27 protein-coding genes, 1 pseudogene and 2 riboswitches are annotated in these 26,513 nt (G+C 74.2%); of the genes and pseudogenes, 12 read left to right on the forward strand and 16 right to left on the reverse strand.

From position 1 onward, the window contains the following. The 3 genes from AA75_RS07750 to AA75_RS53640 form a co-directional block, all read right to left on the reverse strand. On the reverse strand, nt 1-970 hold a 970-nt coding region (locus AA75_RS07750; RefSeq protein WP_033819067.1), incomplete at its 3' end, for an energy-coupling factor transporter transmembrane component T. Between the two features lie 4 nt (nt 971-974). Next, on the reverse strand, nt 975-2,000 hold the full coding sequence (locus AA75_RS07755) for a hypothetical protein (RefSeq protein WP_033819068.1): 1,026 nt from the start codon (nt 1,998-2,000) through the stop codon (nt 975-977). Then, on the reverse strand, nt 1,997-4,906 hold the full coding sequence (locus tag AA75_RS53640; RefSeq protein WP_149038006.1) for a prenyltransferase/squalene oxidase repeat-containing protein: 2,910 nt from the start codon (nt 4,904-4,906) through the stop codon (nt 1,997-1,999). Before AA75_RS53640 ends, AA75_RS07755 begins: the two co-directional genes overlap by 4 nt. Before the next feature lie 108 nt (nt 4,907-5,014). After that, a riboswitch (cobalamin riboswitch) is annotated at nt 5,015-5,157 on the reverse strand. 82 nt (nt 5,158-5,239) lie between these two features. Then, nucleotides 5,240-5,312: riboswitch (cobalamin riboswitch) on the forward strand. Nucleotides 5,313-5,439: 127 nt separating this feature from the next. Between AA75_RS53640 and AA75_RS07765 the strand changes: the two genes are divergently transcribed. Continuing rightward, nucleotides 5,440-6,843 (forward strand): hypothetical protein, encoded by a 1,404-nt coding sequence (locus tag AA75_RS07765; protein ID WP_033819069.1) that lies wholly within the window; start codon nt 5,440-5,442, stop codon nt 6,841-6,843. On the opposite strand, the gene AA75_RS07770 is transcribed toward AA75_RS07765, so the two are convergent. Next, nucleotides 6,831-7,556, reverse strand: coding sequence for an adenosylcobinamide amidohydrolase (locus AA75_RS07770; protein ID WP_233288959.1), 726 nt, complete (start codon nt 7,554-7,556; stop codon nt 6,831-6,833). The two genes, AA75_RS07765 and AA75_RS07770, sit on opposite strands and share 13 nt — an antisense overlap. Before the next feature lie 228 nt (nt 7,557-7,784). Between AA75_RS07770 and AA75_RS07775 the strand changes: the two genes are divergently transcribed. Then, on the forward strand, nt 7,785-8,138 hold the full coding sequence (locus AA75_RS07775) for a hypothetical protein (RefSeq protein WP_033819070.1): 354 nt from the start codon (nt 7,785-7,787) through the stop codon (nt 8,136-8,138). 73 nt (nt 8,139-8,211) lie between these two features. Here AA75_RS07775 and AA75_RS07780 read toward each other — a convergent pair whose 3' ends face one another. Then, complete coding sequence (locus AA75_RS07780; protein ID WP_033819071.1) at nt 8,212-8,751, reverse strand: hypothetical protein; 540 nt, start codon at nt 8,749-8,751, stop codon at nt 8,212-8,214. 248 nt (nt 8,752-8,999) lie between these two features. On the opposite strand from AA75_RS07780, the gene AA75_RS07785 reads away from it, so the two are divergent. Both AA75_RS07785 and AA75_RS07790 read left to right on the forward strand, forming a co-directional pair. Further along, the gene (locus AA75_RS07785; protein WP_149038007.1) at nt 9,000-9,410 is read left to right on the forward strand and encodes a hypothetical protein; all 411 of its coding nucleotides are present in this window, start codon (nt 9,000-9,002) and stop codon (nt 9,408-9,410) included. An 80-nt stretch (nt 9,411-9,490) separates the two neighbouring features. Continuing rightward, nucleotides 9,491-10,096: a hypothetical protein gene (locus AA75_RS07790; protein WP_055731233.1), complete on the forward strand. Its 606-nt coding sequence runs from the start codon at nt 9,491-9,493 to the stop codon at nt 10,094-10,096. Between the two features lie 66 nt (nt 10,097-10,162). On the opposite strand, the gene AA75_RS07795 is transcribed toward AA75_RS07790, so the two are convergent. Next, complete coding sequence (locus tag AA75_RS07795; RefSeq protein ID WP_033819074.1) at nt 10,163-10,561, reverse strand: hypothetical protein; 399 nt, start codon at nt 10,559-10,561, stop codon at nt 10,163-10,165. Nucleotides 10,562-10,676: 115 nt separating this feature from the next. Here AA75_RS07795 and AA75_RS07800 point away from each other — a divergent pair, with 115 nt between their 5' ends. From AA75_RS07800 to AA75_RS07810, 3 genes are all read left to right on the forward strand, one after another. Continuing rightward, nucleotides 10,677-10,991, forward strand: a complete 315-nt coding sequence (locus AA75_RS07800) for a hypothetical protein (RefSeq protein ID WP_149038008.1) — start codon at nt 10,677-10,679, stop codon at nt 10,989-10,991. Nucleotides 10,992-11,096: 105 nt separating this feature from the next. After that, nucleotides 11,097-11,516, forward strand: coding sequence for a hypothetical protein (locus tag AA75_RS07805; RefSeq protein ID WP_051811987.1), 420 nt, complete (start codon nt 11,097-11,099; stop codon nt 11,514-11,516). 427 nt (nt 11,517-11,943) lie between these two features. Further along, on the forward strand, nt 11,944-12,588 hold the full coding sequence (locus tag AA75_RS07810) for a dihydrofolate reductase family protein (protein ID WP_033819076.1): 645 nt from the start codon (nt 11,944-11,946) through the stop codon (nt 12,586-12,588). A gap of 63 nt (nt 12,589-12,651) precedes the next feature. Here AA75_RS07810 and AA75_RS07815 read toward each other — a convergent pair whose 3' ends face one another. From AA75_RS07815 to AA75_RS53930, 4 genes and pseudogenes are all read right to left on the reverse strand, one after another. After that, the gene (locus AA75_RS07815) at nt 12,652-14,358 is read right to left on the reverse strand and encodes a SulP family inorganic anion transporter (RefSeq protein WP_033819077.1); all 1,707 of its coding nucleotides are present in this window, start codon (nt 14,356-14,358) and stop codon (nt 12,652-12,654) included. 176 nt (nt 14,359-14,534) lie between these two features. Then, nucleotides 14,535-15,323, reverse strand: coding sequence for an HAD family acid phosphatase (locus AA75_RS07820; RefSeq protein ID WP_033819078.1), 789 nt, complete (start codon nt 15,321-15,323; stop codon nt 14,535-14,537). 736 nt (nt 15,324-16,059) lie between these two features. Continuing rightward, nucleotides 16,060-16,626 carry a hypothetical protein gene (locus AA75_RS07825; protein WP_033819079.1) on the reverse strand — a complete coding sequence of 189 codons (567 nt, stop codon included), beginning with the start codon at nt 16,624-16,626 and terminating at the stop codon, nt 16,060-16,062. Nucleotides 16,627-16,738: 112 nt separating this feature from the next. Further along, nucleotides 16,739-16,876: pseudogene (locus tag AA75_RS53930) on the reverse strand (fasciclin domain-containing protein); the annotation flags it as partial. Here AA75_RS53930 and AA75_RS53935 point away from each other — a divergent pair. Continuing rightward, complete coding sequence (locus tag AA75_RS53935) at nt 16,854-17,282, forward strand: anti-sigma factor (RefSeq protein ID WP_051811988.1); 429 nt, start codon at nt 16,854-16,856, stop codon at nt 17,280-17,282. The pseudogene AA75_RS53930 and the gene AA75_RS53935 overlap by 23 nt on opposite strands. 125 nt (nt 17,283-17,407) lie before the next feature. Here AA75_RS53935 and AA75_RS07835 read toward each other — a convergent pair whose 3' ends face one another. From AA75_RS07835 to AA75_RS07845, 3 genes are all read right to left on the reverse strand, one after another. Further along, nucleotides 17,408-17,674 carry a hypothetical protein gene (locus AA75_RS07835; RefSeq protein WP_082526330.1) on the reverse strand — a complete coding sequence of 89 codons (267 nt, stop codon included), beginning with the start codon at nt 17,672-17,674 and terminating at the stop codon, nt 17,408-17,410. 208 nt (nt 17,675-17,882) lie between these two features. Then, nucleotides 17,883-18,506 (reverse strand): alpha/beta fold hydrolase, encoded by a 624-nt coding sequence (locus tag AA75_RS07840; protein ID WP_368666550.1) that lies wholly within the window; start codon nt 18,504-18,506, stop codon nt 17,883-17,885. A 344-nt stretch (nt 18,507-18,850) separates the two neighbouring features. Beyond that, a complete protein-coding gene (locus AA75_RS07845; protein WP_033819081.1) occupies nt 18,851-19,759 on the reverse strand; it encodes an NADP-dependent oxidoreductase in 909 nt (302 codons plus the stop codon). 156 nt (nt 19,760-19,915) lie between these two features. Between AA75_RS07845 and AA75_RS07850 the strand changes: the two genes are divergently transcribed. Then, complete coding sequence (locus AA75_RS07850; protein WP_033819082.1) at nt 19,916-20,506, forward strand: TetR/AcrR family transcriptional regulator; 591 nt, start codon at nt 19,916-19,918, stop codon at nt 20,504-20,506. A 132-nt stretch (nt 20,507-20,638) separates the two neighbouring features. Here AA75_RS07850 and AA75_RS07855 read toward each other — a convergent pair whose 3' ends face one another. Beyond that, the gene (locus AA75_RS07855) at nt 20,639-21,604 is read right to left on the reverse strand and encodes an alpha/beta hydrolase (protein WP_033819083.1); all 966 of its coding nucleotides are present in this window, start codon (nt 21,602-21,604) and stop codon (nt 20,639-20,641) included. 111 nt (nt 21,605-21,715) lie between these two features. Beyond that, nucleotides 21,716-22,123, reverse strand: a complete 408-nt coding sequence (locus tag AA75_RS07860; RefSeq protein ID WP_033819084.1) for a hypothetical protein — start codon at nt 22,121-22,123, stop codon at nt 21,716-21,718. Nucleotides 22,124-22,318: 195 nt separating this feature from the next. On the opposite strand from AA75_RS07860, the gene AA75_RS07865 reads away from it, so the two are divergent. Then, complete coding sequence (locus AA75_RS07865; RefSeq protein WP_033819085.1) at nt 22,319-23,293, forward strand: helix-turn-helix transcriptional regulator; 975 nt, start codon at nt 22,319-22,321, stop codon at nt 23,291-23,293. Nucleotides 23,294-23,362: 69 nt separating this feature from the next. Then, complete coding sequence (locus AA75_RS07870) at nt 23,363-24,202, forward strand: alpha/beta fold hydrolase (RefSeq protein WP_063794302.1); 840 nt, start codon at nt 23,363-23,365, stop codon at nt 24,200-24,202. On the opposite strand, the gene AA75_RS07875 is transcribed toward AA75_RS07870, so the two are convergent. Further along, on the reverse strand, nt 24,192-24,716 hold the full coding sequence (locus AA75_RS07875; protein WP_033819086.1) for an AAA family ATPase: 525 nt from the start codon (nt 24,714-24,716) through the stop codon (nt 24,192-24,194). The two genes, AA75_RS07870 and AA75_RS07875, sit on opposite strands and share 11 nt — an antisense overlap. Before the next feature lie 190 nt (nt 24,717-24,906). Here AA75_RS07875 and AA75_RS07880 point away from each other — a divergent pair, with 190 nt between their 5' ends. Then, nucleotides 24,907-26,379 (forward strand): hypothetical protein, encoded by a 1,473-nt coding sequence (locus AA75_RS07880; protein WP_033819087.1) that lies wholly within the window; start codon nt 24,907-24,909, stop codon nt 26,377-26,379. Nucleotides 26,380-26,513 lie beyond the last annotated feature (134 nt).

Raw genomic sequence — 26,513 nt, forward strand, 5'->3', positions numbered from 1 at the left:
CCGAGATGCAGAACAGGACGGCGGCGGCCACCCCGCAGCCCGCGACGCCCCACTCGGCGGCCCGCCAGGGGTCGGGGCGGTACGTGGTGCGCCGCACCCGGCGGCCGCCGAGCGCCAGGCCGCCCGCGCACAGCGCCGAACCGGCCGCCAGCGCGGGCAGTCCCAGCGCGGCGGGCGCCGTGCCGTCGAGCAGCCCGTACACCCCGGCGCACAGGCCGCCCATGCCGAGCAGCATCAGCGCACCCGTGACCCGGCGGGAGGCGCGGGTGGCGGTGCCGGAACGGCCGTACCCGCGCGAGTCCATCGCGGCGGCCAGGTGCAGCGAACGTTCCAGGGCGTCCTCCAGGACCGGGACGACGATGCTGCGCAGAGCACGGATGCCCTTGCTCCGGCCGGCCCGCAACCGCCGGGCCCGCACGACGCGCTGGACGCTCTGGACGAGCTGGGGCGCGACGCTGAGCGAGACGGTGACGGCGACGCCCAGCTCGTACAGGGCCCCGGGGAGCACCCGCAGGGCGCGTTTGGGGTTGGCGAGGGTGTTGGCCGCGCCGATGCAGCACAGCAGGCAGGCCAGCCGCAGACCGTCGGTGGCCGCCGACAGGGTGGCCTCCAGCGACACGGGCCCGCCGATCCGGATCCCCGCGTACCAGGCCGGGGTCGGGATCTGCGGGAGCGAGAAGAGCAGGTGGTCGTGCGGGGTGATGCCGGTCGCGAACACGCAGCGGAAGACGACCCGGATCGCCACCACGGTCAGCGCCAGCCACAGGTAGTACTTGAAGCCGCCCGCCCAGGGGGCCTCCGTCCGGCGGGCGGTGACCACATAGCCGAGCACCGCGAGGGCCAGGAACAGCAGCAGCGGATTGGTGGTGCGGCTGGCGGCGGTCGCCATGGCCAGCGCCCAGATCCACCAGGCGAACGGGTGCAGGTCGCGCGGTACCCGGCCGGGGGTGCGCTGGTCGAGCTGGTTCACCGGCTCACTCGGCCCGTCGTCGGCGGCGGCGCAGCGCGGTGACCGCGGTGGCGGTGCCGAGGGCCACCACGAGGGCGGCTCCGGTCACGGCGGGCGCGATCGAACCCGCGGAGTGCGGCGCGTCGGGGGCCGGGGCCGCGTCCACGATGGTGGCGCCCGCGCTCGGCGAGGCCGGGGCGGTCGGGAAAGCGGTGGCGGAGGCCGGATCGGTGGCGGTGCTCGGGGACGCCGGGGCGCTCTCCGTGACGGTGGGATCCGCAGGGGCGGTGTCGCTCGCGGAGGCTCCCGGCTGGGGAGTGGCGCCGCCGGAGGATCCCTTGGTACCGCCGCCGGAGCCGCCGGCCGCGCTGCCGCCCTTGGTACCGCCGCCGTTCGCACCGCCGTTGGCGTTGCCGCCGCCCGAACCGCCGCCCGCGGGCGGGGTGCTGGGCGGCTGGGGCGCGGAACTCTGGCCCGGGCCGCCGCCGGGCGCCGTGTTGTGGGCGCGGACGCTGTCGGGGGAGAAGGCCGGGCGGCCCTCGGTGCCTTCGATGTTGGTGCCGCCGAAGATCCACAGGTCGACGCTGCCGGGCTTGGGCTGGTAGCTCATGGCGCCGAGCTGGCTGTACGACCAGGTGTTCTGGCCCGGGTCGGCGTGCCAGTACGACCAGTAGGCGGTGGCGGGCGGCGTCAGGACGCACTTGTCCTGATCGGGCGTCGGATACTGCTTCCCGCCCTGGAAGCCGCTGTAGCCGATCCGGCAGATGAACGCCGGGCCGTCGTGCCCGGTACCGGTGGTCTTCCAACCGCCCTGGTTGAGCAGGGCGTAGCCGGTGGTCGGCGTGGTGCCGCAGGAGCGCAGCAGCGGGCCGCCCCAGTGGCCGAGGTCGACCGCGAGGACGACGCCGGAGGTCGCGGTGCACTGCTCGATCGGCAGCGGGGAGGCCGCCGCCGGGGCCACGGCCGTACCGACCCCGCCGAGCGCGAGGCCCAGGGCGACGGCCGCGGCGGCGACCGTGCGGGCGAGGGCGTTCCCGGCGCGGCGGATCACCGGTGCCGCCCGGGGGCGGCGGCCGTCCGGCGGCGGGTGGCGACCAGCACGCCGCCGCCGGCCGCGGTCAGCAGCAGGGCCGGGACCACCAGCCCGAGCACATCGGTGCCGGTCCAGGCCAGACCGCCCGCCGGCTCGCCGGCCGAGTCGTCGGCGCTGCCGGTGCTGCCGGTGGTGCCGGTGCTGTCGCTGCCGTTCGCGGTCCGGGTGCCGGAGGAGGCGGGGGCCGTGTCCGTGCCCCGGCCGGCGGTCGTCGAGGTGGCCGGGGCCGGGGAGGCGGAGTCACTGCCGCTCGGGGACACCGGGGACGCCGGGGTGGACGGCGAGGCGGAGCCCGTAGGGGAGTCGGGGGCGGAGGACGAGGCGGTCGGCGATCCGGTCGGGGTCGGGGTGCCGGTTCCGGTGCCGAGGTCCCGGTGCAGGTTGCCGAACGAGATGCCGGTGGCGCCGCCGAGCGCCTGGGTGGAGGCACGGACGTCGGAGCCCTGCTGGCCGGCGGTGGCGACGTCGAACCCGCCGTCGGTGTTCTGCTGTCCGGCCAGGAACTCGACCGCCTTGGCGATCTGCCCGGCGTAGGTGCTCTGCCGCAGGGTCATGCCCTGGACGGCGAGGGCGGCCGAGTTGGTGGAGTCGCCGGCCGCGCCGGGGAAGCCGCCGTCCGGCTGCTGCTGGGCGGCGAGCCACGCGAGGCCCTTGTCGACGGCCTGCGCCGCCTCGTCGCCCGGGACGAGTGCGAGGGCCATCACGGCCATCGCGGTGCTGTCCACGTCGGAGTCGCCGGCGGCGGGGATGAGGCTGGGCCAGGAGCCGTTGGCGGTCTGAAGGCTCTTCAGGTAGGCGATCGGCGCGGCGGCGTGCTCGGCGTCCCCGGCCCGCACCTGGGCCATCACACCCAGGGACTGGGAGAACACCGAGGTCGCCCAGAGGTAGTTGCCCGGAGCCGCGCAGCCGTTGTCGACGTCGGCGTGCGCGCAGACGGCCCGGGCGAGCGCGGCGACCAGGTCGTGGCCGCCGAACGCGCGCGGATCGCGGCCGACCACCTCGGCGAGCAGCGCCTCCTTGCCGATCGAGCCGCCGCCCGCGAACTCGGTGCCGACCCCGGTCCAGTCGTTGACGGTGCGGTCGTTGGCGTCCTTGCCCTGCTGGTCGAGGAAGTCGACGATCTTGCGCAGGGCGGCGTCGTCGGTCCCGGTGGCGGCGAGCGCGTAGGCGCCGTCGATGGTGAGGCCGAAGTCGGCGAAGGTCGGGAAGGCCTCGTAGTAGTGGCCGTCGATCAGGTTGGCCGGGGCGGTCAGATAGGCGCTGCCCTTGGCCAGGTCGGGTGCCTTGCCTGGCTTCGGGGGCTGCGTGGCGGAGCCGAGGTCGTGGGTGACGCTCGCCGGGTCGGTGCCGGTGAGGGCGAGGATGGCCTGCTCGGTGGCGGCCGGGTCCGAGTCGGTGGTCCCCTCGTCGGGGCCGAAGCCGCCGTCCTTGTTCTGCCGGGCGGCGAGCCAGGACTTGGCGGCGGCCTGCCCGGCGGTGCGGCCGGTGGCCTTGAGCCCCTGGGCCGCGCCCGCGGTGCTGGCGGTGTCGCCGCCGGGGGCGCCGGCGTACGGGAGGTAGGAGCCGTCGGCCTGCTGGCTCGCGGCGAGCCGGTCGGCGGCCTTCTGCGCGGTCGGGTCGGCGCTGCCGGCCTTGCGCAGGGCCAGTACGGTGAGCGCCGTGTTGGACGGGTCGGATTCGCAGTTCTCGCCGGGCACGATCATGGCGCCGGCGATGCCGCCGTCGGCGCACCGCAGGGCGTCGAACCGCGCGAGCGTGGCGGCGGGCGGGGTGACGTCGCCGCGCAGCAGGGCGATCACGCCGAGGGCCTGCACCCAGGGCGAGGCGGCGCCGAGGAAGTCGCCCGCGGCGGTGCACTTGCCGTCCTCGCCGGCCGCGGTGCAGACGTGGTCGGTCAGCGCGGCGAGCAGGTCGTGGCCGCCGAACGCGCGGGGGTTGCCGCCGGTGCTCTCGGCGACGAGGGCGAGCAGGGCGGCGGCGCGGGAGCCGGGCCTGCCGTTCGGGCCGTCGGGGAGGAGGAAGGCGTCGGTGTGCGCCTCCAGGAAGGCGACGACCTTGCGCAGGGCCGGGTCCTGGGTGCCGGCCGCGGCGAGGGCGAGGGCCGTGAGCGAGGTGCGGGGGTAGTCGGGGCCCTCGAAGGCCCAGTTCTCCATGTGGTCGCCGTGGACGAGCTGCCCGGCGAGCCAGGCTGCCGCGGCCGCGGGGTCGCCGGTGGCGGGCGGCGCGACGGTCGGGCTAGTGGAGGCGGATGCCGAGGCCGAGGCCGATGCGGCGTCGGACGGTGAGGGGCTGGCGGCGTTCTTCGCCCGGACCGAGTCCGGGGTGAAGGCGGGCACGCCGCTGCTGCCGCCGACGTCGGTGCCGCCGTACACCCAGGCCTCGACCTCGCCCGGCTTCGGCTTCTGGGTGCCGGCGCCGAACTGGCTGTAGGACCAGGTGTCCTGGCCGGGCTCGGCGGTCCAGTACGACCAGTACGCCGTCGCCTGCGGGGTGTTGACGCAGGGTTCCTCGGCGGGGGTCGGGTACTGGACGCCGTTGCCGAAAGTGCCGCTGCCGAGGCGGCAGATGAAGGCGGGTCCGTCGTGTTCGGTTCCGGTGGTGGTGAACCCGGCGTTGTGCAGCAGGTTCATGCTGGTGGTGGGGTGGGCGTCGCAGCCGCGCACCACGCTGCCGCCCCAGTGGGTGAAGTCGACGGCGACCACGGCGCCGGTGATGGCCGTGCACTCCTCGATCGGGTCGGCGGCGGCACGGTCGGGGTGGCCGATCATCACGGCGCCGCCCGCGGTGATCGCGATGGCGGTGGCGAGCAGGAGGGAGGCCGGACCCCGGCCTCTGTGCCCCGTACGCGTGCTGCTGACCCTCACCGGCGACTCCCTGATCGGTCGAGGCGGGGTAACGACGGCGCAGCCGACCGGGTCCCGGGCAGGGGAGCCGATCCGGACCGCGTCGTAGTCCGCGACGACGCACGTGTTGCTGACCAAGCCCCTCGGCGCAGGCATTCCGGCTCACCCGCCGCTCGGCGACGGGTCCACGGTTGCGGGTCAGCGCCGGAATCGGACCGGCTTCCCCTGACTGCCGAGGGTGAAAAACCGGTTCATCAGACCACGCGGCCGAGCGGGGAGTCAACGAGGCGTCATGTCGCCTTCCCCACCTCCTGACCACCCGTGAGGTGCGGTAGCGTCCCCGGTGGCCGTGTGGGGGAACCCGGTGCGAATCCGGGGCTGACGCGCAGCGGTGTGGGGCGGATCGACGCCCCGAGCCCGAATGCCCACCCGGCCGCGCACCACGAGCGAGAGCCAGCCCACGCGATCCGGGCGGCGGCCGCCCCAGCTGTCGTGCTCCCCCGCGGGGACACCGGACCGGCGCGGGTCGACGCCCCCACCCAAGGAGCCCGACCGTGCCCCTCCGCCCCTCCTCCGTCACCGTCGTCGCCCTGGCGGCCGGCGCCCTGCTGGTGTCCGCCGTCCCGGCCGGCGCCACCGCCTCCCCGGCCCAGATCGCCACCTCCAGGAGCACCGGCGTCACCTACCTCAAGTCGCTGCAGGGCTCGGACGGCAGCTACGTCACCGGCGGCGGGCTGTCCGACGAGTGGGCGTTCAGCGCCCTCGCGGCCGCCGGGACGGCCGCCGTCGACGTCACCCCCGGCGGCGACACCACCAAGAACGCCCGCACCGTCTACCGCAACCAGCTCGCCGCGGCCTCCTGGCCCAGCGCCTCGCCCGTCGTCACCGACTACGAACGCGCCGTCCTCAACGCCTACGCGGCCGGTATCGACCCGGCCCGGGCCGGCCCGGGCCGCAACCTGATCGCCGACCTCGCCGCGTACTGGCAGAGCGCCGAACCCGGCTACTACGGCCCGTCCGCCAACTTCAACGGCACCGTCTTCGGCCTGCTCGCGCTCGGCGGAGCCCGCACCCAGGCGGGGGCCCAGCGCGTGCCGCAGGCCCTGATCGACGCCACCGTGACCGCGGTGCGCGCCAACCAGCACAACGACGGCGGCTGGAACTACGGCAAGGCCGCCGGCAACCCGCCCGCGCTCGCCCAGGGCAGCGACATCGACATGACCGGCGCCGCGATGGCCTCACTGTGCAGCAGCGGCGTGCCCGGCACCGACGCGGCGATCGTCGCCGCCAAGAACTTCCTCAAGGGCAAGCTCGTCTCCTCCGGCGCCTTCAACTCCATGTTCGGCGCCAACACCGACTCCAACGGCTGGGCCGTCTCCGGCCTCAACGCCTGCGGCATCAACCCCCAGGGCGCCGACTTCACCAGCGGCAGCGGCAAGACCCCGATCGACTTCCTGATCGCCCAGCAGTTCAAGCCCGGCGGCGGCTTCAAGTACCTGCCCACCGACACCGTGCCCTCCGCCTACGCCTCCGTGGACGGGCTGCGCGCCGTCGCGGGCGCCGGTTTCACCGCCGCCCCGCCCCCGCCGGTCACCGCAGGCACCCCGACCTGGGCCGCCACCGGAACCTTCACCGCCGGGACGGCCGCCCGCCTCGCGCTGATCGTCGACAACGGCACCGCCGGCGCACTGAAGGTCTGCGCCGTCACCGTCACCCCGACCGGCGCCACGACCACGCTGGGCGCCGTCCTTGACGCCGCCGCCACCGCGACCCCGAGCGGCTGCGTCACCTCGGTCACCCCGTCCACCGGCAGCGGTACCGTCACCGCGGTCAACTCCACCGCCAACAGCGGTGGTTCCTCCTGGAAGGTGAGCCTGGACGGTGCCGCTGCCACCGCCGCGACCCGGGCGACGGTCATCAACATCGGCGACACCGTCTCGCTGCGCTACGGCAGTTGAGCATCCGCCAGCTCGTAGGTCCGGCGGCAGCCGGGCCGGGGGTACGCGTGGTCGGGTACCGGACACCGGGCCCGGCGCGTGCGGTCGGCCTCCGCGCCCTCGCGTACCGCGGCGTGCACCGCGCGGGCGACCCGCGCGCCCCACGGCGAGCGCGGCCCGCCGAACGGCTCCGCGCTCTCCCCGGGACGGGCGCGCCGTACCGCGACGCACACCGCGTCCGAGGGCGTCCCCGAGCAGTCGTACCCGGCGTCCAGCAGCGCCTGCACCTTCGCCTCGGTGGCGGTGGCCAGCAGGTTCACCAGACCGGCATCGGACACCGCCACCGGGACGACCGCCAGGATGTTGATGGTCCCGGGCCCGTGGGCGGCCGCCGGCTCCGGCGCGGCGGCCCAACTCGGCACGCCGATCCCCGCGGTGACCACCGCGATGGCCCCGGCGTCGCAGGCCCAGGTCACCGCGTCCACCTGGGCGGCCGTCATCAGGCCGGCCCCGGGACCGGTCAGCCCGTGGGCGGTGGCCAGCTCCGCCAGGTGCCGGTCCGGATCCATCCGGCCGTACCCCGGCCGGACCTGGGCGTTGACCACCCACTCCCGGTCGCCCAGGCCACCGCCGAGCACCGCGCTGCTGACCATCCGCCAGCCCGGCCCGGCCCGCCACACCAGCAGGTGCCGGCAGGCACCGTCCTCCACCCGGCACGACCGTTCGAGCACCAGGCCCCCGCCGTGCCCGGCCCGCGCCGGACGGAGACCGGCCTGCTGCTGCGTCGGTGCCACGAAACGTTCGCCTTCACCTCGGGCGATCCCCGGCACCCGGCGGGCGCCACCGGCAGCCGAGCACCCGAGCCTCCGGCAGCTCCCGGGATCGAGGCCCCGAGACTACCGAGGGCCGCTCCAGGGGCGGCTCGCCACCCGGGTTCACGGAGCAAGGGGGAGGGGTTTCGGATGAACTGGTTCAGATGGGCGGCAGGCGGCTACGTCGCCCTGGTCGGGACACTGGCCGCGTTGGGCGGGATCCGCGAGGACGCGGCGTTCCACCTCGCGGCGGTGGTCCTGACGCTGCCGGTCGGCGTCGCCGCGCTGGTCGGTGTCTACGTCCTGCACGGGGCGCTGACAGGACTCGGCGGACTGTTCGCCACCCCGACGCAGCCCGACGGAACGGACGCGTCCTGGCTGGTCACGGCGGCCACGGTCGGCAACACCGCACTCTTCACCGGCGCGGCGCTCGTCACGGTCCTGCTCGCCGACCGCGCACTGCGCCGCCGGCTGCGCCACCGCAGGGCAGCCGCAGTCTGCTGACCGGCTCGCCCTGCCACGGTGGCCACGCCCCCTGTCAGGCGGGGCTCCCGGCCTCGCGTACGGCCCGGTCGGCTCAGGAGGGCGGCGTGGTCGGGTAGGGCAGGCTGACGGCCGGCGGCAGCGGGTGGCAGCCGTCCCAGGAAGGTATCTGCCCCGGGGGACAGGAGGTCGGCGGGACCGGAAGGGTGAGGGCCGGCCGGGGCGGCGGGGCGCCGGTCCGGGGCGCACCGGTGGACGGCCGGGCGGTGGGCGCGCCGGTGCGGGCGGGCGGCGTCGTACGCGAGGTGGCGGCCGGGTCGGCCGTCGTGCGCTCCGCCGTCGGCGCCGTCGCGGCAGCCTGCGCGCTCTCGGGGGAGGGCGGGGACGACGGCGCCTGAGAGGGCGGCAGCTCGGTCGGGGCCGGGCTCGTCGAAGGCACCGCGGCGCCGGGCGAGGGCCCGGTCCCGGCCCCCGTCCGGACGGGCTCGACCGTGGCCCGCAGCAGCAGCCCACCGCCACCGGCCAGCCCCAGCACGCACAGCCCGGCCGCCGCCCCGAGGAGGGTCTTCCGGCGCCGGGTCATACCCGTGCTGCCCGTTCTGCTGCCGGCGGAGTCGTCGCAGCTGTCGTGCATCCGGGTCGCCGCCTTGTCCGATCTTCGTTCCGGTCGGGCCACATGCTAGCCCCGTGCCCGCTGTCCGCTCACTGCCGTCCGCTCACCGCTGCCCGCTCACCGCCCCCGGACGGTCCTGCTCTCCGCCCGAACGGTGGTGGGACCAGCCCCACCACCCGCCCACCGGAGAGCCCCACTCGTCGATCCCGCCGCGGACCCCGACGGCGCGACGTGATAGCCATGTGGGCGTGAGACTCTTCAGACCGCCCGTGGCAGCGGCAGTCCTGGCACTCGAGGTCCTCGCCGCCGCGTTCGTGCAGGTGGGGTTCGCGTCCTTCGCCGCTCTCGACTGCGACCAGGCTCGGGAGGATGGGCAGCCCTCGTGCGCCGCGGACGGGCTGTACCTCGGTCTCTGGCTCCTGGTGGTGACGTTCAGCCTTGTCGTCGTCCGGCTGTGGTTCCGCTACGAGCGGGCGCCGCGCCGCAGGGTCAGGGTGCTGATGGCGTGGGTGGTCCTCGTCCAGATCGCGGTGGTCGGAACGCTCTTCGACCCGGTGGCGCAGCCTGTCGGCGGCGAGTGGATCGAGGGAGCGGCCGTCCTGGCGGGCTGCGCCTACACCGCGACGACGGCGCTGCTCACGATGGTGTCTCCCGCTCCGTCCGCCGGGGCAGCGGGCTGAAATCGAGTGCGGGGCCTCCCCGGTGGTGCCGTAGCATCCGGACGGCCACACGCACAGTTGTTCACGGGGGAGTACGGGATTTGTTCAAGGGATCGACGGCGGTGCCGTCCGGGGTGGCCTCGCGTGCGGTCGGCGCGTCCGTGCTGGTGGTGTCGGGCGCCCTGGTGCTCGGCTCCTGCTCGCTCGCGGGGCCGCTCGGCGGAGGGCCGGGGGCACCGAGCGAGCCCGCCCGCGTCGAGTCCCGGGCGGACGCGTTGACCCGGGTGGAGCGGGTCCAGGACCACGTGCGCGAGCTGACGGGCCTCGAGCGGAACCTGTGGATCAAGATCATCGCCTACGAGAAGTGCCCGGGGCGGGGGATGGGTATCGCCGGTGAGGGCGAGCCGTACCGGCTGAGCTCGGCGATCCAGTTGGAGACCACCGACGACCGGCGCCCCGAGGTGCTCCGGGCGCTGCGGGAGAGGCTCGCCGGCGAGGGCTTCAAGATCACAGCGGCCGAGTCCGGTTCGGCTGCCCGGTCCGCCTCGCCCACCTCCGACTTCGAGGCCGTCAACGAGTCCGACCGCTACACCGTCTCCCTGATGGGCGGGGCGAAGCCCGGCCAGGGCGTGGGCGTCGTCGTCACCCTGCCCTGCCAGGCCCCGCCCACCGGGGCGGCCTCGCCCGCTCCGGCGACCACCGCCTGAGGCCGGTACGGCAGTCCGGGCGTCGGCGCGGCGGCAGTTCGGGCGTCGGCGCGGTGCGCCCGCGGTCTACGTGGGATCCGTGGAGCCCCGCCGGTCCTCCACGTGGACGACACGCAGGGCGGTGCCGTCCTGATGGCGCTTGGAGCGTCCGTACAGACCGACGGCCACGTCCTCCGGGCTCGTCGGCTCGTCCGGCGCGACGTAGGTGAGGACGTCGGGGTGGTGGCCGGTCACCACCCACCCGTCGGCGTCCTCGACGTCGATCACCCCGAAGTCGCCTGCCGAAGAGCCGGCGTGGACGGGGCCGAACTCCCGGAGGATCCCGGTCGCCTGCTCGGCGAGGTCGCCGTCGGGTGCGGTCAGTACGACGCAGGTGCCGTGTTCGAACAGCGCCCACGACTTGCGGGGGTCGGTGAGAAGGCGCTGCCAGACCTCTATGAGCATCTCGGTGTTCACGGCGGTCATCCTGCCGCACGGCACTGACACACCGATCGCCGATGGGCTCCGCCGGACAGATCCTGTCTTGAATAGTTCGATCTGGATTCACCGTTTGTTCATATTCTCCCGTACGCTCGTGCCCATGGCAGACGGCCGGCGGGACTTCCTGGACAAGGTACGCGCGGCGCTGACCACAGCCGGCGTGCCGCTGGTCGACGACACCGTGGGCACCCGGGCGGGCGCGGTCGTCCGGGCCGCGGTCAACGGCGCCTGCGTCTCCTGGCGGACCGAGGACGCCGCCGGACGGCCGGACGGGCCCGGTGCCGGCCGGGTGGCCGGCAGTACCTCGGTGATGTCCCCCGAGTTCCAGACCACCCTGCGCCTCGCCGCCGTGCTCGCCCACGCCGGCCACCAGTGCGACCACCTCGGCGACCACGTTCTCGTCGCCCTGCGCTGAGCCGGCGGCCTACCGGGGAGTCTGCGGTCCGCCGCGCGGGGCGCCATTGATCGAAACGGTCCCCGTCTGGGAGGATGCGGTCCATGACGAACCGACGAAAGGCCCATGGCGCGTAGACCGCCGGGCCAGGTGCGCGCCGAACGGCCGCGCAGGCCCTGCCCGGAGCGGGGCAGGAAGATCGTTTCTGGGGTCTCGGCGCGCACGCAGAGCGAGATCGACGCATTCGAGGACGCACAGCTGTGGCCCGGGGCCATCGCCGAGGCGATGGCGAGGTGGAGCGGCACCGTTCACGGGCCGGCCCGCGGACTGACGGAGCCGCACACCCGTGGCTGCGGAGTGGAATCCTGCTGTCCCAACGATTCCCATCCGCGGGGGCTGCTGGAGCAGGCGCTGTACGGGCTTCCGACCCGCGCGGCGCGGGAGCTGCGGCGGCGGGTGCATCCGCTCGACGCGTCGTACTGTTCCCGCACGATCGTGGATCCCCACGCCGATCCGTCCTGGCCCTGGTGGCTGCGCAGATGCTGAGCCCCGGACGGGAGGATGCCCCGTAGGCGCCCGTCCGCCGTCCGGGCGGGCTCCGGGTCGTGCCCGCGGTGCGGCGCCGGGCAGGACTACTGCGAGCGGTACGACGCCGCGCTGTGCACGGTGTGCGACCGGTGGGGTGAACGCGTCTGCGGTGATCCTGACTGCGCGTACTGCCGCCTGCGACCCGAACGGCCGAGCCTCGCACGGGAGTTCGCCCCTGCGGAAGCCGTACTGCGGCGGGCGGCCCGGCTGGCCGACCGTCGAGCGCGCCGGTCGCGTGCCGACGGTTCCGGCGGGCCGGCGCGGTGATCGAGCAGATGGGGCAAGGCTCCGTACGGCCGGGCGGCTTTGACCGCAGGAACTGCCGAGCCGTGCGAACCTGGCAGACCGGGGCGGCGGGTGCTGCCCGGAACGTGGGAGGACGTCCATGGATCAGCTGGTGAGGGTGCAGAACTTCAACGTCTCCAGCGACGGCATCGGTGCCGGCGAGGACCAGACGCTCGAGCGGCCGTTCGGCCATGTCGATCCCGGGAGGCTGTTCGCCTGGGCCGGCGCGACGGCCAGCTGGCCCATGCGCACCGACCCCGGCGGGAGCCGGGGCCTGGACGACTACCTCACCCGGGACTACGACCGCAACATCGGCGCCGAGATCATGGGCCGCAACAAGTTCGGTCCCCAGCGCGGGCCCTGGCAGGACCACGAGTGGCGCGGCTGGTGGGGTGACGAGCCGCCGTTCCGCACCCCGGTGTTCGTGATGACCCACCATGCGCGTCCTTCGTTCACGCTCGGCGACACCACCTTCCACTTCGTCGACGGCGACCCGGCCGCGGTCCTCGAACGGGCGCGGGAGGCGGCGCGGGGCAAGGACGTCCGGCTCGGTGGTGGAGTCACCACGATCCGGCAGTTCCTCGACGCCGACCTGGTCGACACCCTGCACGTGGCGGTCTCGCCGGTGGAGCTCGGCTCAGGCCTGCGGCTCTGGGAGTCCCCCGACGAACTGCTGGACCGGTTCCACCTGGATGTCGTGCCCAGCCCGAGCGGGGTGACGCACCACCTGTTCTGGCGGAAGTGACCGCTCCTCAGGACACTTCCCCCGGCGGTCGCCCGCCGGAGCCGCCGGCCGCCCGGACGTCCGTCAGCCGGCCGGCGGCTCGCCGGTCGCAGCGGGTGGACCGCCGGCGGGATACGCCCTGATCGCGTCGATCAGGTTGCCGAAGACGTGCTCGGGCGGGATCCGCTGCCACAGCTCGTAGACCTTCAGGGTCTCCACCAGGGCCGTGTCAGGGCGGGCGAGGACGAAGCAGACGCGGCGGGTGGTGAGGAAGTCGAGGAGGCTGTGCAGGCGGACGCCCGCGGAGTAGTCGATGTCGGCGATCCCCGCGGCGTCGAGCACCAGCCAGCGCACCGGGTCGGGTGCGTCGTCGACGAGGGCCCTGACCTGGTCGGCGAAGCGGCCCACGTTCGCGTAGAAGAGCTCCGCGTTGAATCGGAAGACGATCAGGCCGGGTGCGCTCTCGATCCCGGGCTCGGCGGCCCGGTACGTGGGTTCGCCCTGCTCGGTGACCCCGACCACGAAGTCCCTGGGCCGGTACTCCCGCCGGACCACCTCGAACAGCGAGATGGCGACGGCCAGCAGGACACCCTGTTCGACGCCGATGCCGAACACCGCGAAGGCCGTGACGGCGGCGACGACGAACTCGTTCCGGCGCCGGACGTAGATCCGCCGCAGGCCGCGGACGTCGACGAGGTCGAGCCCCACCAGGAACACGATCCCGGCCAGTACCGCGAGCGGCATGTCGGCCAGCAGCGAGCTGAGGACCAGCACGACCAGGAGGGTGATCGAGGCCGTGGTGAGGTTGGCGACCTGGGTCCGGCCGCGCTGCTGGTCCAGGATCTCCGTCTTGGTCGGGGACCCGTTGACGACGAAGGTCCCGCTCAGCCCGGCGGCGAGGTTGGCGACCGAGAGACCGACCAGGTCGCGGTCGATGTCGACGTCGTCGCCGTGCCGCGTCGCGAAGGCGTGCGCCGTCGCCGCGCTCTGCGCCAGGATCAGGACCGAGCACGACAGCGCCACGGAGAAGACCAGGGACACGTCACCGGGGGTCAGCCCGGACGGCATGCCGAGCGGTGGGAAGCCGCCCTGGACGGCTCCCACGACCGCGACCCCGTGGCCGGAGGCACCGGTCGCCGCGGATACGGCGATCAGGGCGACCACCGCCACCACGGAGCCCGGGAACCTGGGCAGGAACCGCTTGAACACCAAGATGATCACGATGGTGGCGGCGCCGTAGGCCACCGTGCGCCAGGAGACCTGGTCGAGGTGGGTCAGCCAGGACCACTGCCGCTGGAACCAGTTGCCCCGGCCGCTGGGAATGCCCAGCAGCTCGGGGATCTGAGCCGTCGCCACCTGGATGCCGACCCCCGTCAGGAACCCGATCAGGACGGCCGCCGAGAGGAAGTCGGCGAGGAAGCCGAGCCGCAGCAGGCGCGCGGCAGCCAGGATCACACCCGACAGCAGCGCGGTCAGACCGGCCAGCCCGACCCACTTCGGCGAGCCCGGAGCGAGGCCGACGATGCCCAGGTCGAGCAGGCCGGCGAAGAGGATCGCCGCCGTGGCGGAGTCCGCGCCCACGACGAGCAGCTTCGACGAACCCAGCAGCGCGAACGTGACGGCCGGGAGGATCAGCGTGTACAGCCCCGTGACGACGGGCATCCCGGCGATCGACGAGTACCCCATGACCTCGGGGATCGCGACCGCGGCGAGGGCCACCCCGGCGAGTACGTCCCGGCCCAGCCACGCCCGCCGGTAGCCGCGCATCGACGCGGGCACCAGGTTCGCCATGCCACTCACGGGCACCTCACCAGCAGCCGGAGAACTCCCATCCCCCATGATGGCCCGCCGCGGGAGCGTCGTCCCGGCATTTGGCGCGGGCCCGGGCGCGTGGCGGGACCGGACCGCCCGCAGACCGGCGGGCGGCGCGGCCGGGCTCCCCGGCCGCGCCGCCGCACCGACCGGGATCAGGGCAGGTAGTACATCGGGTTCGGGATCTTGTACGTCTTGCCGGCGTGGCCGCCGGACAGGTCGCTGTACTGGTCACCGAAGTTGGCGACGATCTCGTAGCCGAGGCTCTCGATGTGCGCGCGGGTGCCGGACTTGTACTCGATGGTGGTGCAGGTCGCACCACAGGGCAGGTACGCCGGCGGGTTCTCCTTGTTCTTCAGGTACAGGTGCGAGGCGTCCGCGGTGGGGAAGCCGACGGCGGCCAGGTTGGCCGCGGTGTACGAGCGCTGCGCCTCGGGACGGCCGGTGACGAAGAAGACGGTGTAGCCCTGCTGCTCGGCCCACTGGGCCAGGGTGTTCATACCGAACACGGCCGGCATGGTCTTGGTGGCGATGTACTGAGCGTTGCCGGCGGGGTTGTAGACGAAGGTCGTCTCCAGCTCGTAGTTGTACGTCGACAGCGAGGTGTCGTCGACGTCGAGCACGATCGCCTTCTTCTTCTTGCCCTTGTCGTGGCGGGCCCGGTTGTCCAGGTACTTCTTGGCGTCCTTCTCGATCCCGGCGACCTGGTTGGCGTAGTTGCTGGTCGGCGACGCCCAGTGCTCGCCCTGCGCGTCCACGGTGTCGCCGTAGTACGCCTTGATGTCGCTGACCTCGTTGGTCATGTTGGTGATCTGACGGTCGGTCCGCGGCGCCTTGGTGTCGGCGAGCGCGTAGCCGCCTCCCGCGACCACACCTCCGACCACCACGCCGACGGCGAGCGTGGCGATGGTCCGTGAGCGGTTCCCGAGAGTCCTGCCGGCCATTGTGGTTCCTCCCCAGCGCTGCGCCGGAAGGGGAACGCCAGTCGTCCCCTCGTGGCCCCGGCGAGCGCGTGCGGGGATGAACGTACGGGCGGGTAACCAGGCAGGTCAAGCAGACTCTACGCGCAATGTCTACGCGCGCTGTCTACGCGCCTCGTCTACGCGTGATGCGTGCAGGCCGTCCGATCGCCGCCGGGCCCGCCGGGTCCTGCCTGTCACCGCGCCGGCCGCTCGAAACGCCGCCGCCTCCGCGGCCGTACCGCCGTCTTCCGGTGCCGCGCCCACCAGGTGCTCCGCGGCCGGTCGTCGCGCGCCATCCCGATGACCGGAGGTGCAGCAGTCCGGCCGCCTCCGGCCGGTGGAGCGCCCGGAAGGTCGTCCTGCGGGCGTCGGCGGTCGTCCGAGGCCGTCGCGGTCGAGCGGCGAGGACCGGAACCCGCCAGGCAGGTCACTGCTCATGAAGGCGGCGAGGAGGCGCAGATCTCCGACACACCCGCATGCCGCCCGGTGTCCTCGCGGCGCAGGCGGCTGTGGCGGCCGACAGGTGACGGGCCCGCGGGCGGCGTGGGCGAACGGTGTGCCGGGCCCCGCGAAGCCGCCGTCGTCCCGGGTTCGGCGCGGGCGGCGGTCGGCTTCGCGAGGCGCGGGTGGCCCGCCGGTGGACCGACGGGCGGAGCGGGCGGTGCTGACGGCCCGTGGCCGGTGACCACGGTGGGGGAGCGGTCGTCCAGGATGCGGGTCAGCGGCCGAACAGCCGTCGCAGGCCGCGGCGTTCGGGCTTCGCCGGCGGGCCGGTCGGGGTCGGGTGGACGGCGGAGTTGGCGGGCGCCGATTCGGACAGGAGGTCGACCACGGCGGTCAGGAAGCCGGACAGTTCGGCTGCCGGGCCGGTGCCGAGGTTGAGGTGGCTGCCGTTCGCCCATTCACCGAGCACCGTGTACGGCTCGCCGGTGAACGCGTTCATCGCGTGTTCCAGGGTGAAGTACCGGCAGTGGTCGGCGCCGCCGGGCTGGACGACGGCGGTGTAGTAGGCCTCGGCCGCCGCGGAGGGCCGCGGCAGCACGACCACCAGCAGGCGGTGCGGGCCCAGCGTGATCAGGTCGGCCCTCAGGCCGTCGCTCGGCAGCCGTTCCCCGGCGGGCAGCCGACCGCCGAAGTCGTCCCAGAGGGAGGCCAGCGCGGCGCCGGTGCCCTCCTCCGGGATGCGGTCCAGCATCCGTGGCCCGAGGTCCATGGCGAGGCCCGCGAGCACCTTGTGCGCGAACTGGTAGTGGTGCGGCCGGGGGTCGTTCTCCACGAGGTCCATGGCGTGAAAGTATGCCGATCGCACCGGGCTGGGCCGAATCGTTTCTCCGACAGGTGCCTTGGTGTGACGGACTGTCGGAGGTCCGGCGGGGCAGAACGCTCCGGGCGGTCGTTCACGAGGACGGCATCAGGACGGTGTCAACGAGGTACACCGTGGCGTTCGCGGTCCGGACGTTGCCGCAGACGATCTCGGCGCTGCCGTTGACGGTTAAGTCGGCGCCGGAGCCGGTGACCCTCACCTCCGCGCCCTGGCAACGGCAGTCCCTCACGCTCGCCTACTACCGCGGCCTCACCTGCCGGGAGGTCTCCGACCTGCTCGACGCCCCCCTCAGCACGGTCAAGACCCGGATGCGCGACGGACTGATCCGGCTGCGCGACTGCCTGGGGGTGGACGCGACTGCCGTCCGGTCCGAACACCGCGACCGGGCCGCCTTCCTCGCCGCCGACCTCCCCGCCCTGCCGGCCGGCAAGGCGTACGAGCTGTGGCTGGACGACGGCGGTGCCGCCCGGCCCGCGGGGCTGCTCCACCACTCCGACGGCAGCCTGATCCTGGACGGACCCCTCGACGGCGCCCGCGGCACAGGTGTGACCGTCGAACCGGCCGCCGGCTCGGCCGGCCCCACCTCCGACCCGGTCCTGCTGCTGCCCCTCACCTGACGCACCGCGCGCGCCGCGTACGGCTCGAGGGGGCCGGGGCCCGTCGGCCACCGCTGTTCTCGGCGTCACCTTCCGTGACTCCGCGGGCCCCGATGGTCGCTCGGTGCCTGCTGTGTGACGCTGGATCAGGGATGCTGTGGCGGCCCGGCGAGCGGGCTCATCCGGAGGTAGGCGGGGCGGTGTGTCCCGCGGGGCGGCGGGGGAGTGGTGCCGGGTGCCGTCGCTGCGGGCGGAGGGTGGCGGTAGAGCGCGGTGCCGGCCCGGATGAACGCGGTGTAGGCGTCGGGGTCGGTGGGGTCCGAGCTCCACCGGGCCTTCGCCCGTTGCCAGGCGAGCAGCAGGTCGGCTCGGGCGGGCGGTTCCTGCTCGGTGTGGGGCCGATGGCTGGTCACGGCCGACATCGTAGGTCGGGCCCCGGCGGCGGCCGTCCGGCGCGCCCGGTGCGGTGCGGCGGAGACCGCGGACGCGCGGGTGCGGTGGGCCGATCGGGTGGATCCGAGGGGCCGGGCAACGGCGGTGCCGCACACCGGCGTTCGGCTCGGGACGGACGGTCCGCCTGCTGTCGTTCTCCGGCCGCCGGCCCGTTCGTTGTCCGCTCGGTCAGGCGCGGTGTTCGGCGAGGAAGGTGGTGATGAGGTTCTGCCACTCCTCGGGGCGTTCGACCATGGGCAGATGGCCGGTGGGGATCTCGGCGAGCCGGGCGCCGGCGATGTTCTCGGCGAGGTGGCGGTGCAGGGCGGGCGGGACGAGGTGGTCGACGGTGGTGGAGATGATCAGCGTGGGGACGCGGATCGCCTCGAGGTCGTCGCGGACGTCGATCCGGGTGGCGAGTTCGGCGTGCTCGGGGGTGCCGTCCGCGATGTCGGCCGCCGCATGGGTGACGGCCTGCGCGAGTCGGTCGGCGGGTATGGCCTCCAGGGTCTGGGGGCTGAGGGCGTGCGGGAAGAGGAACTCGCTGACCAGGTGACGGTCGCCGGTGGCGGCGAGCCTGCCCCAGACCCCGAGGGTCAGGGCCTGCTGGTTGTTGGGGTGGGCCATGGTGGCGGTCAGGACGAGGGCGGTGACGCGTTCGGGGTGGCGGGCGGCGGCGCGGATGGCGACCGGGCCGCCGAGCGAGTAGCCGTGCAGGGCGAAGGTCTCCAGGCCCTCGGCGACGGCGGCGGCGACGAGTTGGTCGGCCATCGCGTCCAGCGACAGCGGTGCGGTGGCGCGGGGGGGTTCCACCGCTGCCGGGGTAGTCGACGCCGACGACGGTGTGGTGGGCGGCCAGGCCGTCCAGGACGGGTCCGTAGGTGCCGGCGAAGCTGCTGCCGGCGCCGTGGGCCACGGCGAGGCCGGGTCCGGAGCCGAGGCGGGTGCGGGCGTAGGTGGCGTCGGGGAGGTCGCGTGCGGACATGAGTGATCTCGCTTTCGGGAGGAGCGGCCGGTGTTTCTGCTCCGTTGCGGGAGGCAGGGCCCGGTCATGGAGGACGAGGAGGTACGGGCCGGGGCAGGCGGATTCGGTGGGGCCGTCGTGCCGGCTCCCGTACGAGGTGGAGCGGGAGCCGGGCGGGGACGGCGATCCTCGGTCAGGGCAGGAGGACGGTCTTGCCCCGGGCGCGCCGGGCCTCGATGTCGGCGTGGGCGCGGGCGGCCTCGGCCAGGGGGTAGGTGGCTCCGATCGGCAGGTCGAGCCCGCCGGCGGCGACCCGGTCGGCCAGCTCGGGAAGGGCCTGCGGGAAGCGGTCGGTGGGGTCCGCGCCGGTGAACCGCACCCCGTGCTCGGCGGCGGCCATGTCGGCGATGGTGATCACCCGGGACGCGTCCCCGGTCAGGGCGACCGAATCCGCGAGCACGCCCGCACCGGAGGCGTCGAACACCCGGTCCACGCCCTGCGGCGCGGCAGCCTTCACCCGTCCGGCCCAGCCGTCCCCGTAGGCGACCGCGGTCGCGCCGAGTGCGGTGAGCCGGTCGAGGTCGTGGGCGCCGGCGGTGGCGACCACGTTGACACCGCGGGCGAGGGCCAGCTGGAGTGCGAGGGTGCCGACGGAGCCGCCAGCGCCGTGGACCAGCAGGGTCTCGCCCGCGCCGAGGTCCAGGTGGTGCAGGCCGCGGTACGCGGTCTCGCCCACGGTCACCAGGGCGGCGGCGGTCTCGAACGAGACCTCCGCGGGCTTGGCGACCGGTCGCTCCAGCAGTGCGTACTCGCTGTAGCCGCCGGCGGCGGCGACACCGAACACCTCGTCGCCGACCTCGGCAGCGGCGCCCTCACCGGCTCGGTCGACGACGCCGGCCACGTCCCAGCCCGGCAGGTGGGGGAAGTCCACCGGCATGATGCCGGCCATCATCCCGGAGCGGATCTTCAGGTCGATCAGGTTGACGGCGACGGCCCGGACCTTGATCCGGACCTGGCCGGGACCCGGCTCGGGGGCATCGACCTCGGCCAGGGTGAGCACGTCAGGGCCGCCGTAGCGGGTGAAGGTGATCGCGGTGGACATCGGGACCTCCAGAAGAGGGGCGGGGCACCCACCGGGAATCATCCGGCGTGTGTGATTTCCCTTTCAGGTGTATCACACGGTCTGTATGAAACGCGAAGCCGATGTGGAGTGGTTCGCGTCACACGCTGTGTGTGATTTCTGGATAGGGTGGACCCCATGACGTCCAAGCCGCCCGTGCACCTCCGCCAGCCGAACCCGGACAACCCCCGCGTCCGGCGCACCCGGGAACGCATCCTCGCCGTCGCCCGCGAGCTGCTGCCCGAGGTCGGGCTCACCGGGCTGACCTACGCGCTCCTGGCCGAACGGGCTGGCGTCACCCGCCAGACCATGTACCGGCACTGGCCCACCCGGGCCGCACTGCTCTCCGACCTCACCCTGCAGGGCCCCGACCTCGGCTACCCCGAACCCGGCACCGACGTGCGGACCGTCGCCACCGAGTGGCTGGTCAGCCTGCGCGCCGGTATCACCGTCCCCGCCACCCGGGCCGCCGCCCTCGCCATGGCGGCCCAGGCCGACCACGACCCCGACAGCGCCCAGGCCCTGCAACGCATCGTCGAGGACCGCCACGCCGCCCTCAACGAACTCCTCGAACCGTCCGGCCTGAAGATCACCGCCGAGCAGTACACCCTGCTCTACGGACCGCTGCTCGCCCGCCTCTTCTTCGACCGCGCCGAAGCGAGCGACGACTTCATCGACACCACCGTCACGCAGTGGCTCGCCACCGTCGACGGCGTCACCGGGCAGTGACCGGCGCCGCCGTCGCGGCAGCCTCGCTCGCCGCAGCTGCGCCCGGAACGGCACAGCACCGGGCGCGGCGCCCGTTCGGGTGCCGGTCGACCCGGTGCGGGCGGACCGTCGCCGCCGTGGCTCGATGCAGCGTCAGCCGATCCGCTCGAGCAGGTCGGTGACATCCGCGAACACCCTCTCGCCCGCCGCCGCGGCGGCGGGCGAAAGGGTGTCGAGGGTGAGGAAGCCGTGCACCATGCCGGCCTCGCACCGGTGGCCGACCGCGACGCCCGCCGCAGCCAGCCGCGCGGCATAGGCGTCGCCCTCGTCCCGGAGCGGATCGTGCTCCGCGGTGACCAGGACGGTCGGCGGTAGCCCGCCGAGGTCGACGGCGTGCAGCGGGCTGACCCCGGGGTCGGCGAGCCGGGACGGGTCCGGCACCCACTGCTCGGCCCCCCAGGCGACGTCGTCCGTCGTCAGGCCCCACCCCGTGGCCTTCGACCGCGCGCTGGGACGGGAGAGGGTCAGATCGGTGTTGGGGTACGCCAGGACCTGGGCGGCCGGCAGCGGTCCGCCCCCGTCGCGAAGGCGCAGGCAGGCGAGCGCGGCGAGGTTCCCTCCGGAACTGTCCCCCATGACCAGGGTCGGCCCGGCGACCCCGGTACGGGGGTCCCCGCCGGAGAGCGCCCACCGGAGGACGTCCACGCAGTCGTCGACGGCGGCCGGCCACGGATGCTCCGGGGCCCGGCGGAAGTCGACACTCAGCACGGCCGCCCCGGTCCCGAGCGCGAGCCTGCGGCACAGCCGGTCGTGCGACTCCAGATCGCCGATCGTCCACATCCCGCCGTGCAGGAACACCACCAACGGACCGATCGCGGCCGACGGCCGGTAGAGGCGGCCCCCCACGGCCGTCGGACCGACCGTCAGGTCCTCGACGTGGGCGATCCCGGGGCCCGGGGGCCGTGCCTCGGCGCGGAGCCGCTGCGCCCGCCTCAGCTCCGCCGCGCCCATGGCACGGGCCGGAGGTCCGGGGTCCTGCCGCACGGCCGCGATGAAGGCGGCCAGTTCGGCATCGGCCAGTTCGGCATCGGCGGGCGGGGGATCGGTGGGTTCGGCCATGCAGGCCAGGATGCCACCTCGATCCGAACGGCCGTACCCAGAACCGGGTTTCCGGTCCGAAGCCCCCGTGCCGCACCGGCCACGGGCCGACGAGGTTTCACGGGCGGTCCGTCAGCACATGTCGAAGCTCCAGACCGGGTTGAAGTCGGTGTCCGCGGAGGACGTGCCGGGGCTGGCGTGTCCCACGATCTCGCCGCCGGGCCCGCGGAACCAGATGATGTGGCCGGAGTTGTTGACCCAGGAGCCGTGGGCGTTCCAGTAGTCCATGGTGTAGTGGTTGCACGAGGTCGGGAACGCCCACGTGTGGAAGTTGTCGTACTGGGTGTGCGCGAACATGCAGAAGCTGCCGGACGGACAGCTGCTGCCGAAGAACATGCTCTGGGCCACCCCGTTGCGGCGGATGACACCGTTGTTGTTGTCGTTGGTGCCCGCCTGTGCGGTGGCTGCCACCGCACCACCGGACAGCAGCAGGGCTGCGAGCGCTGCCACGACGGTGGAGGTCCTGCGTCGGTTGAACATGCTTCTCCTCGGTGCTGACGTCGTCAGGGATTTCGCCGGTCGGCCGGCGCCGCGATCCCCGCTGCTGCGGGGGCGGCGGGACCAACCTTGCCCCCTGCGCCGACCGGCGCACGAGCTGTTCACACCGGCCTTAAAACCCGTGGTCACACGGGTATACAGTGATGTGCTCGAGCTGTCGGCGGACCGGGGGGAACCGTGCTCAGGCTTCACTTCACCATCGACGACCTGGCCGACACCCGGCTGGCCACCGCCCCCGACCTGGCCCTGGAGACCGTGCTGAGCCTGCGGGTGCTGGACGCCGGCGCGAACGACCTGCGGTTTCGCCAGTGGCGGCGGACGCTGCAGCACAGGTGGGACCCGCACAGCCTGCTGCTGGGCGACCTGTGCGCGCCCACGGTGCTGCCGGCCTTCCTGACCGACCACATCGAGCCCGACCCCCGGGCGACCGCGGCCTCGGCCACCGGACCCGACCTGGCGCACCGCCGCGCCTACATCGAGTTCCTGGCCAAGTTCCGGCCGCTGACGCCGTTCGCGCGCCGCCTCGCCGACGAGGACCTCGGGGCCCGCGCGCTGTTCGGCCGCGCCCTGGGCGGCTACCAGGCCACCGCGATCGACCCGTTCCGGTCCCAGATCCACACACTCGTCGCGGCCGACCGGGCCCGGACCGCGCACAGCGCCGCCGCCGGCATGCAGCACCTGTTCGACTCCCTGCACCCGTGCGTCCGGTGGAAGTCCCCGGTGCTGGAGGTGGACGTGCTGCGCCCCGACGACGTCGACGTCCACCTCAACGGGCGCGGTCTGCTGCTGCAGCCCACCGTGTTCGGCTCCGCCCACCCGGTGGTCGCCGGTTACAACACCCCCGACGGCCGGCCCACCCTGTGCTACCCGATCCGCAGTCAGGCCCTGCTGGGACGGGACGACATCGTTCCGGTACGCGGTCTGGTCCCCCTGCTGGGACGCACCCGCACCGCCGTGCTGACCGCCATCGCCGAGAAGGGCCTGCACTCCACCGGAGAGCTCGCCCGCCACATCGGCTGCAGCCCCGCCGCGGTCAGCCAGCACACCACCGTCCTGCGCGACAGCGCGCTGCTGCGGACCGACCGGGTCGGCCAGAGCGTCCGCCACGTCCTGACCGACCTCGGGGAAGCACTGCTCGACGCGAACCGCTGACCGGCCGGACCCCTGCACGAGCGAGCCCCAGGTGAGGGGGCGCGGGACCGATGGTGCATGCTCGCGGACATGACTGAGTTCCGTGCGACATCGGCCGACGGCACGCGCATCACCGCTCTCGACGACGGCCGCGGTCCGACCCTGCTGCTCGTGCACGGGGGCGGCGAGCGGGCCACGTCCTGGGGCGGGGTGACGCGGACGCTGACCGGCGACTTCCGCGTCGTCCGGATGGACCGTCGGATCTACGTCCCCGGCGCCGTCATCGAGCCCACGCACTCGGTCGCGGTCGAGGCCGCGGACATCCTGGCCGTCGCCGGGGCGCTGGACCGGCCGGTGCTCCTGGTGGGGCACTCGTCGGGCGCCGTCGCCGCCCTGGAAGCGGCGCTGCTCGCACCGGCGGCGTTCGCCGGGCTGTTCCTCTACGAGCCGCCGATGCCGACGCGGTCACTGGTCGGCGGCCGGGCGGCGAGGCGCGCACGGGCCGCACTCGCCGCCGGTGACCCGGCCGAGGCCGTACGGATCCAACTGCGCGACATCGTCCGCATGCCGGCGGACGTGGTGGACGCCCTGGCCGCCGCACCCGGCGGACACGAGCTACTGGCGGCCAGGGCGCCCGCGCAGCTCGCCGACGTGGAGGCCGTCGACCGTCTCGGTATCGGCGTCGCCCGCTTCGGTGCCCTGGACCTGCCGACCACCCTGCTCGAAGGGGACCGGAGCCCGGCGCACCTGCGGGAGCGGGTCGCCGACCTGGCCGTCGTCCTGCCGAACGCACGGGTCCTCACCCTGGCCGGCCACGGCCACGTCGCCCACCGCACCGCTCCCGTCGAACTGGCCCAGGCGATCCGGGAGATGGCCGAACGCGTGCTCGTCGGCCGGGCGCATCCCCACCGTGCGGGCCTCAGTTCCTGACGGACTCCGCGATCCGCTGGGCGGCCCGGGCGGGCGTGAGGTGCGTGGTGTCGACGACCTCGGCCTCGGCGTGCAGCCAGGTACGGGCCGCCTCGGCGTACGGCTCGAGGTATTTGAGGCGGAACGGGGAGTTGGGGCCGACGACGGTGTCGCCCGCGATGCGCCCACGGAGGGTGTCCTGGTCGGCGTGGAGGACGAAGTGCCGTACCGGGATGCCGTGGTGGGCCAGGCCAGCACTGATCTCGCGCCAGTACTCCTCGACCAGGACGGTCATGGGCATCACCAGCGTGCCACCGGTGTAGTCGAGTACCCGGCGGGCGGTCTCGACCACGAGCGTCCGCCACGGCGGCCAGTGCTGGAAGTTGTCCGTCCGGGGCAGCCCCGGCGTGATGTCCATCAGCGTCTCGCCGACCTTCTCGGCATCGAACACCCGTGAATCGGGGAGTAGTTGCTGTACGAGTGCGCTGGTCGTCGTCTTGCCCGCACCGTGGGTGCCGTTGAGCCATACGATCATGGGACCGATGCTAGCGCCGTGCAGGCCGGGGCGACGGGCCGGGCGCGGACCCGGTGCGGAGCCGGCGCGGCCTCCGGGATCGGGTACCGGAATTGCCTGGTGCGGTGAGCGGGGGTGACGCTATGCTGCCCGCGATGATCACTTCTCCTGCTCTCAGATCGGGGGTCCCGTCCGCGCAAGGTGAGTGCTGATGCTCACCACGACCGCGAACAGGGATACCCGCCTCTCCTTCTGGCTGCGCGTGCGCGAGTTCGCCGTGCCGCCCTCCATGATCGAAGCCGCCACCGCCCGCCGCTCGGCGGGTGACTGGGCGGCGGCATGCGCCGCCGCAGGCATCGACGTCGACCTCGACCTGCGCCGCCTCGCGCGCACACACGGCCGGGAACTCGCCGCCCGGATCCGTACGGACCTCCGGCATCTGGCACCCGACCTGCTGCGCTGGCACATGCCGCGGATCGCCCCCGACGGACTGCTGCGCCCCGGCCTGACCGTCTCGCTGGCCCGGTACGACCAGGCTGCGGACCGGGACAGCCGGCACCCGGTGCACCTGGTGGTCCGGACCGCCCCGGCCTGGGCCGATGCCGGCCAGCGGATCAGTCTCGCGCTGTGGCACGGACCCCGGTCCGCAGCCGACTCCTCGAGACACCCGAATCTGCACCCACACCCGCATCCGCGGCCCGACCGCCGGTTCCGCCTCGACCTGCACCGGCACCTCTGGGACGCGCGCCGGGCCCCCGAACTGCGTACCCGCTCCGGGGCCGACCGCCCACCCGCGGGCGGCCACCCACAGACCGACGGCACGGTGCCGAGCGGGATCGGCTGCAACGTCGACCGGTGGGCCGACGAGGCCCGGATCCTGTTGCACGACGAGGGCAGGTCCGGGGGCGCCGTCACCGTACGGCTCGGCGCCCGGCACCGCCTAGTGCTGGACCTGTCGGACCCGGACCCGCACCCGGAGCTCTCCGGCCCGCCCGTGCTGCGGATCGCGGGTGCGCCCGGCGACGGCGGTGCGTCCGCGCTGCCCGTCCTGCCCGAGGCCGCCACCTGGGTGCCGCCCGACCTGGAACTGCTCCGGGCCGGCGCGATCGGGCCCGGCCGGCTGCACCCGCTGGTCGCCGCCGCACTCGTACCGGACCGGCCGCCGCCCGACGCGCCGGCCGACCGGTCCGCCACCCGGTCCGGCGCCCGGTCCGGGCATCGGGAAGGGCCGGGTGCGCCGCACCTCGTGGACTGCCGGGGCGCCCGGCACCGGATCGGCCTGGTCGACGGGGTCCTCGCCCCGATGGACCACCACCCGGACGAGGTCCGCCGCGAGGAACTGCTCGCCGCCCTGACGGGCACCCCGTTGCCCTGCCTGCAGGCCATCGACGAAGCCCACCGGCGCCCGGAGTGTCTGGCCGGTGTCCGCGAACGCCTCGACCACGGCGACATCGCCGGGGCCCTGGCCGTCGTCGAGGGACTGCTCGGGCCCGCCGCGCTCCTGCGCAGCGGCGAGCTGCGGGACGAACTCGAGGCGGCCGCGCAGCAGCGGATCACCCACGGGCTGTTCCGGGCGGGCCTGGCCGGGCCGTCCGCCGATCGCCCGCGCCCGGACCGTACGGACCCGGCCCGTCCCCGCCCCCACGTCCACCGCGCACACCCGCGCCACGCGTCGGGCCGCTGACCCACCCGGCCACGCACTCCACCCACCTTCCACGCGCCACGACCCGACAGGTGATCAAACATGCCCACCGGCACCCCGTTCGCATACCCAGAAATCCCCGAAGCCCCCGCCGCCGACCGAAACCGGCAGCCCAG

Source organism: Kitasatospora sp. MBT63, assembly GCF_000710465.2.
In the GTDB taxonomy this organism is placed as follows: Bacteria; Actinomycetota; Actinomycetes; order Streptomycetales; family Streptomycetaceae; genus Kitasatospora.

Excerpts from the sequence above, each read along its gene's own strand:
- AA75_RS07800 (WP_149038008.1), top strand. The coding sequence starts at position 10,677 with ATGGCAGACGGCCGGCGGGACTTCCTGGACAAGGTACGCGCGGCGCTG.
- AA75_RS07870 (WP_063794302.1), top strand. The coding sequence starts at position 23,363 with ATGACTGAGTTCCGTGCGACATCGGCCGACGGCACGCGCATCACCGCT.
- AA75_RS07815 (WP_033819077.1), bottom strand. The coding sequence starts at position 14,358 with ATGGCGAACCTGGTGCCCGCGTCGATGCGCGGCTACCGGCGGGCGTGG.
- AA75_RS07820 (WP_033819078.1), bottom strand. The coding sequence starts at position 15,323 with ATGGCCGGCAGGACTCTCGGGAACCGCTCACGGACCATCGCCACGCTC.
- AA75_RS07825 (WP_033819079.1), bottom strand. The coding sequence starts at position 16,626 with ATGGACCTCGTGGAGAACGACCCCCGGCCGCACCACTACCAGTTCGCG.
- AA75_RS07875 (WP_033819086.1), bottom strand. The coding sequence starts at position 24,716 with ATGATCGTATGGCTCAACGGCACCCACGGTGCGGGCAAGACGACGACC.
- AA75_RS07810 (WP_033819076.1), top strand. The coding sequence starts at position 11,944 with ATGGATCAGCTGGTGAGGGTGCAGAACTTCAACGTCTCCAGCGACGGC.
- AA75_RS07780 (WP_033819071.1), bottom strand. The coding sequence starts at position 8,751 with ATGCACGACAGCTGCGACGACTCCGCCGGCAGCAGAACGGGCAGCACG.
- AA75_RS07775 (WP_033819070.1), top strand. The coding sequence starts at position 7,785 with ATGAACTGGTTCAGATGGGCGGCAGGCGGCTACGTCGCCCTGGTCGGG.
- AA75_RS07795 (WP_033819074.1), bottom strand. The coding sequence starts at position 10,561 with ATGACCGCCGTGAACACCGAGATGCTCATAGAGGTCTGGCAGCGCCTT.
- AA75_RS07855 (WP_033819083.1), bottom strand. The coding sequence starts at position 21,604 with ATGGCCGAACCCACCGATCCCCCGCCCGCCGATGCCGAACTGGCCGAT.
- AA75_RS07860 (WP_033819084.1), bottom strand. The coding sequence starts at position 22,123 with ATGTTCAACCGACGCAGGACCTCCACCGTCGTGGCAGCGCTCGCAGCC.
- AA75_RS07850 (WP_033819082.1), top strand. The coding sequence starts at position 19,916 with ATGACGTCCAAGCCGCCCGTGCACCTCCGCCAGCCGAACCCGGACAAC.
- AA75_RS07805 (WP_051811987.1), top strand. The coding sequence starts at position 11,097 with ATGGCGCGTAGACCGCCGGGCCAGGTGCGCGCCGAACGGCCGCGCAGG.
- AA75_RS07880 (WP_033819087.1), top strand. The coding sequence starts at position 24,907 with ATGCTCACCACGACCGCGAACAGGGATACCCGCCTCTCCTTCTGGCTG.
- AA75_RS07845 (WP_033819081.1), bottom strand. The coding sequence starts at position 19,759 with ATGTCCACCGCGATCACCTTCACCCGCTACGGCGGCCCTGACGTGCTC.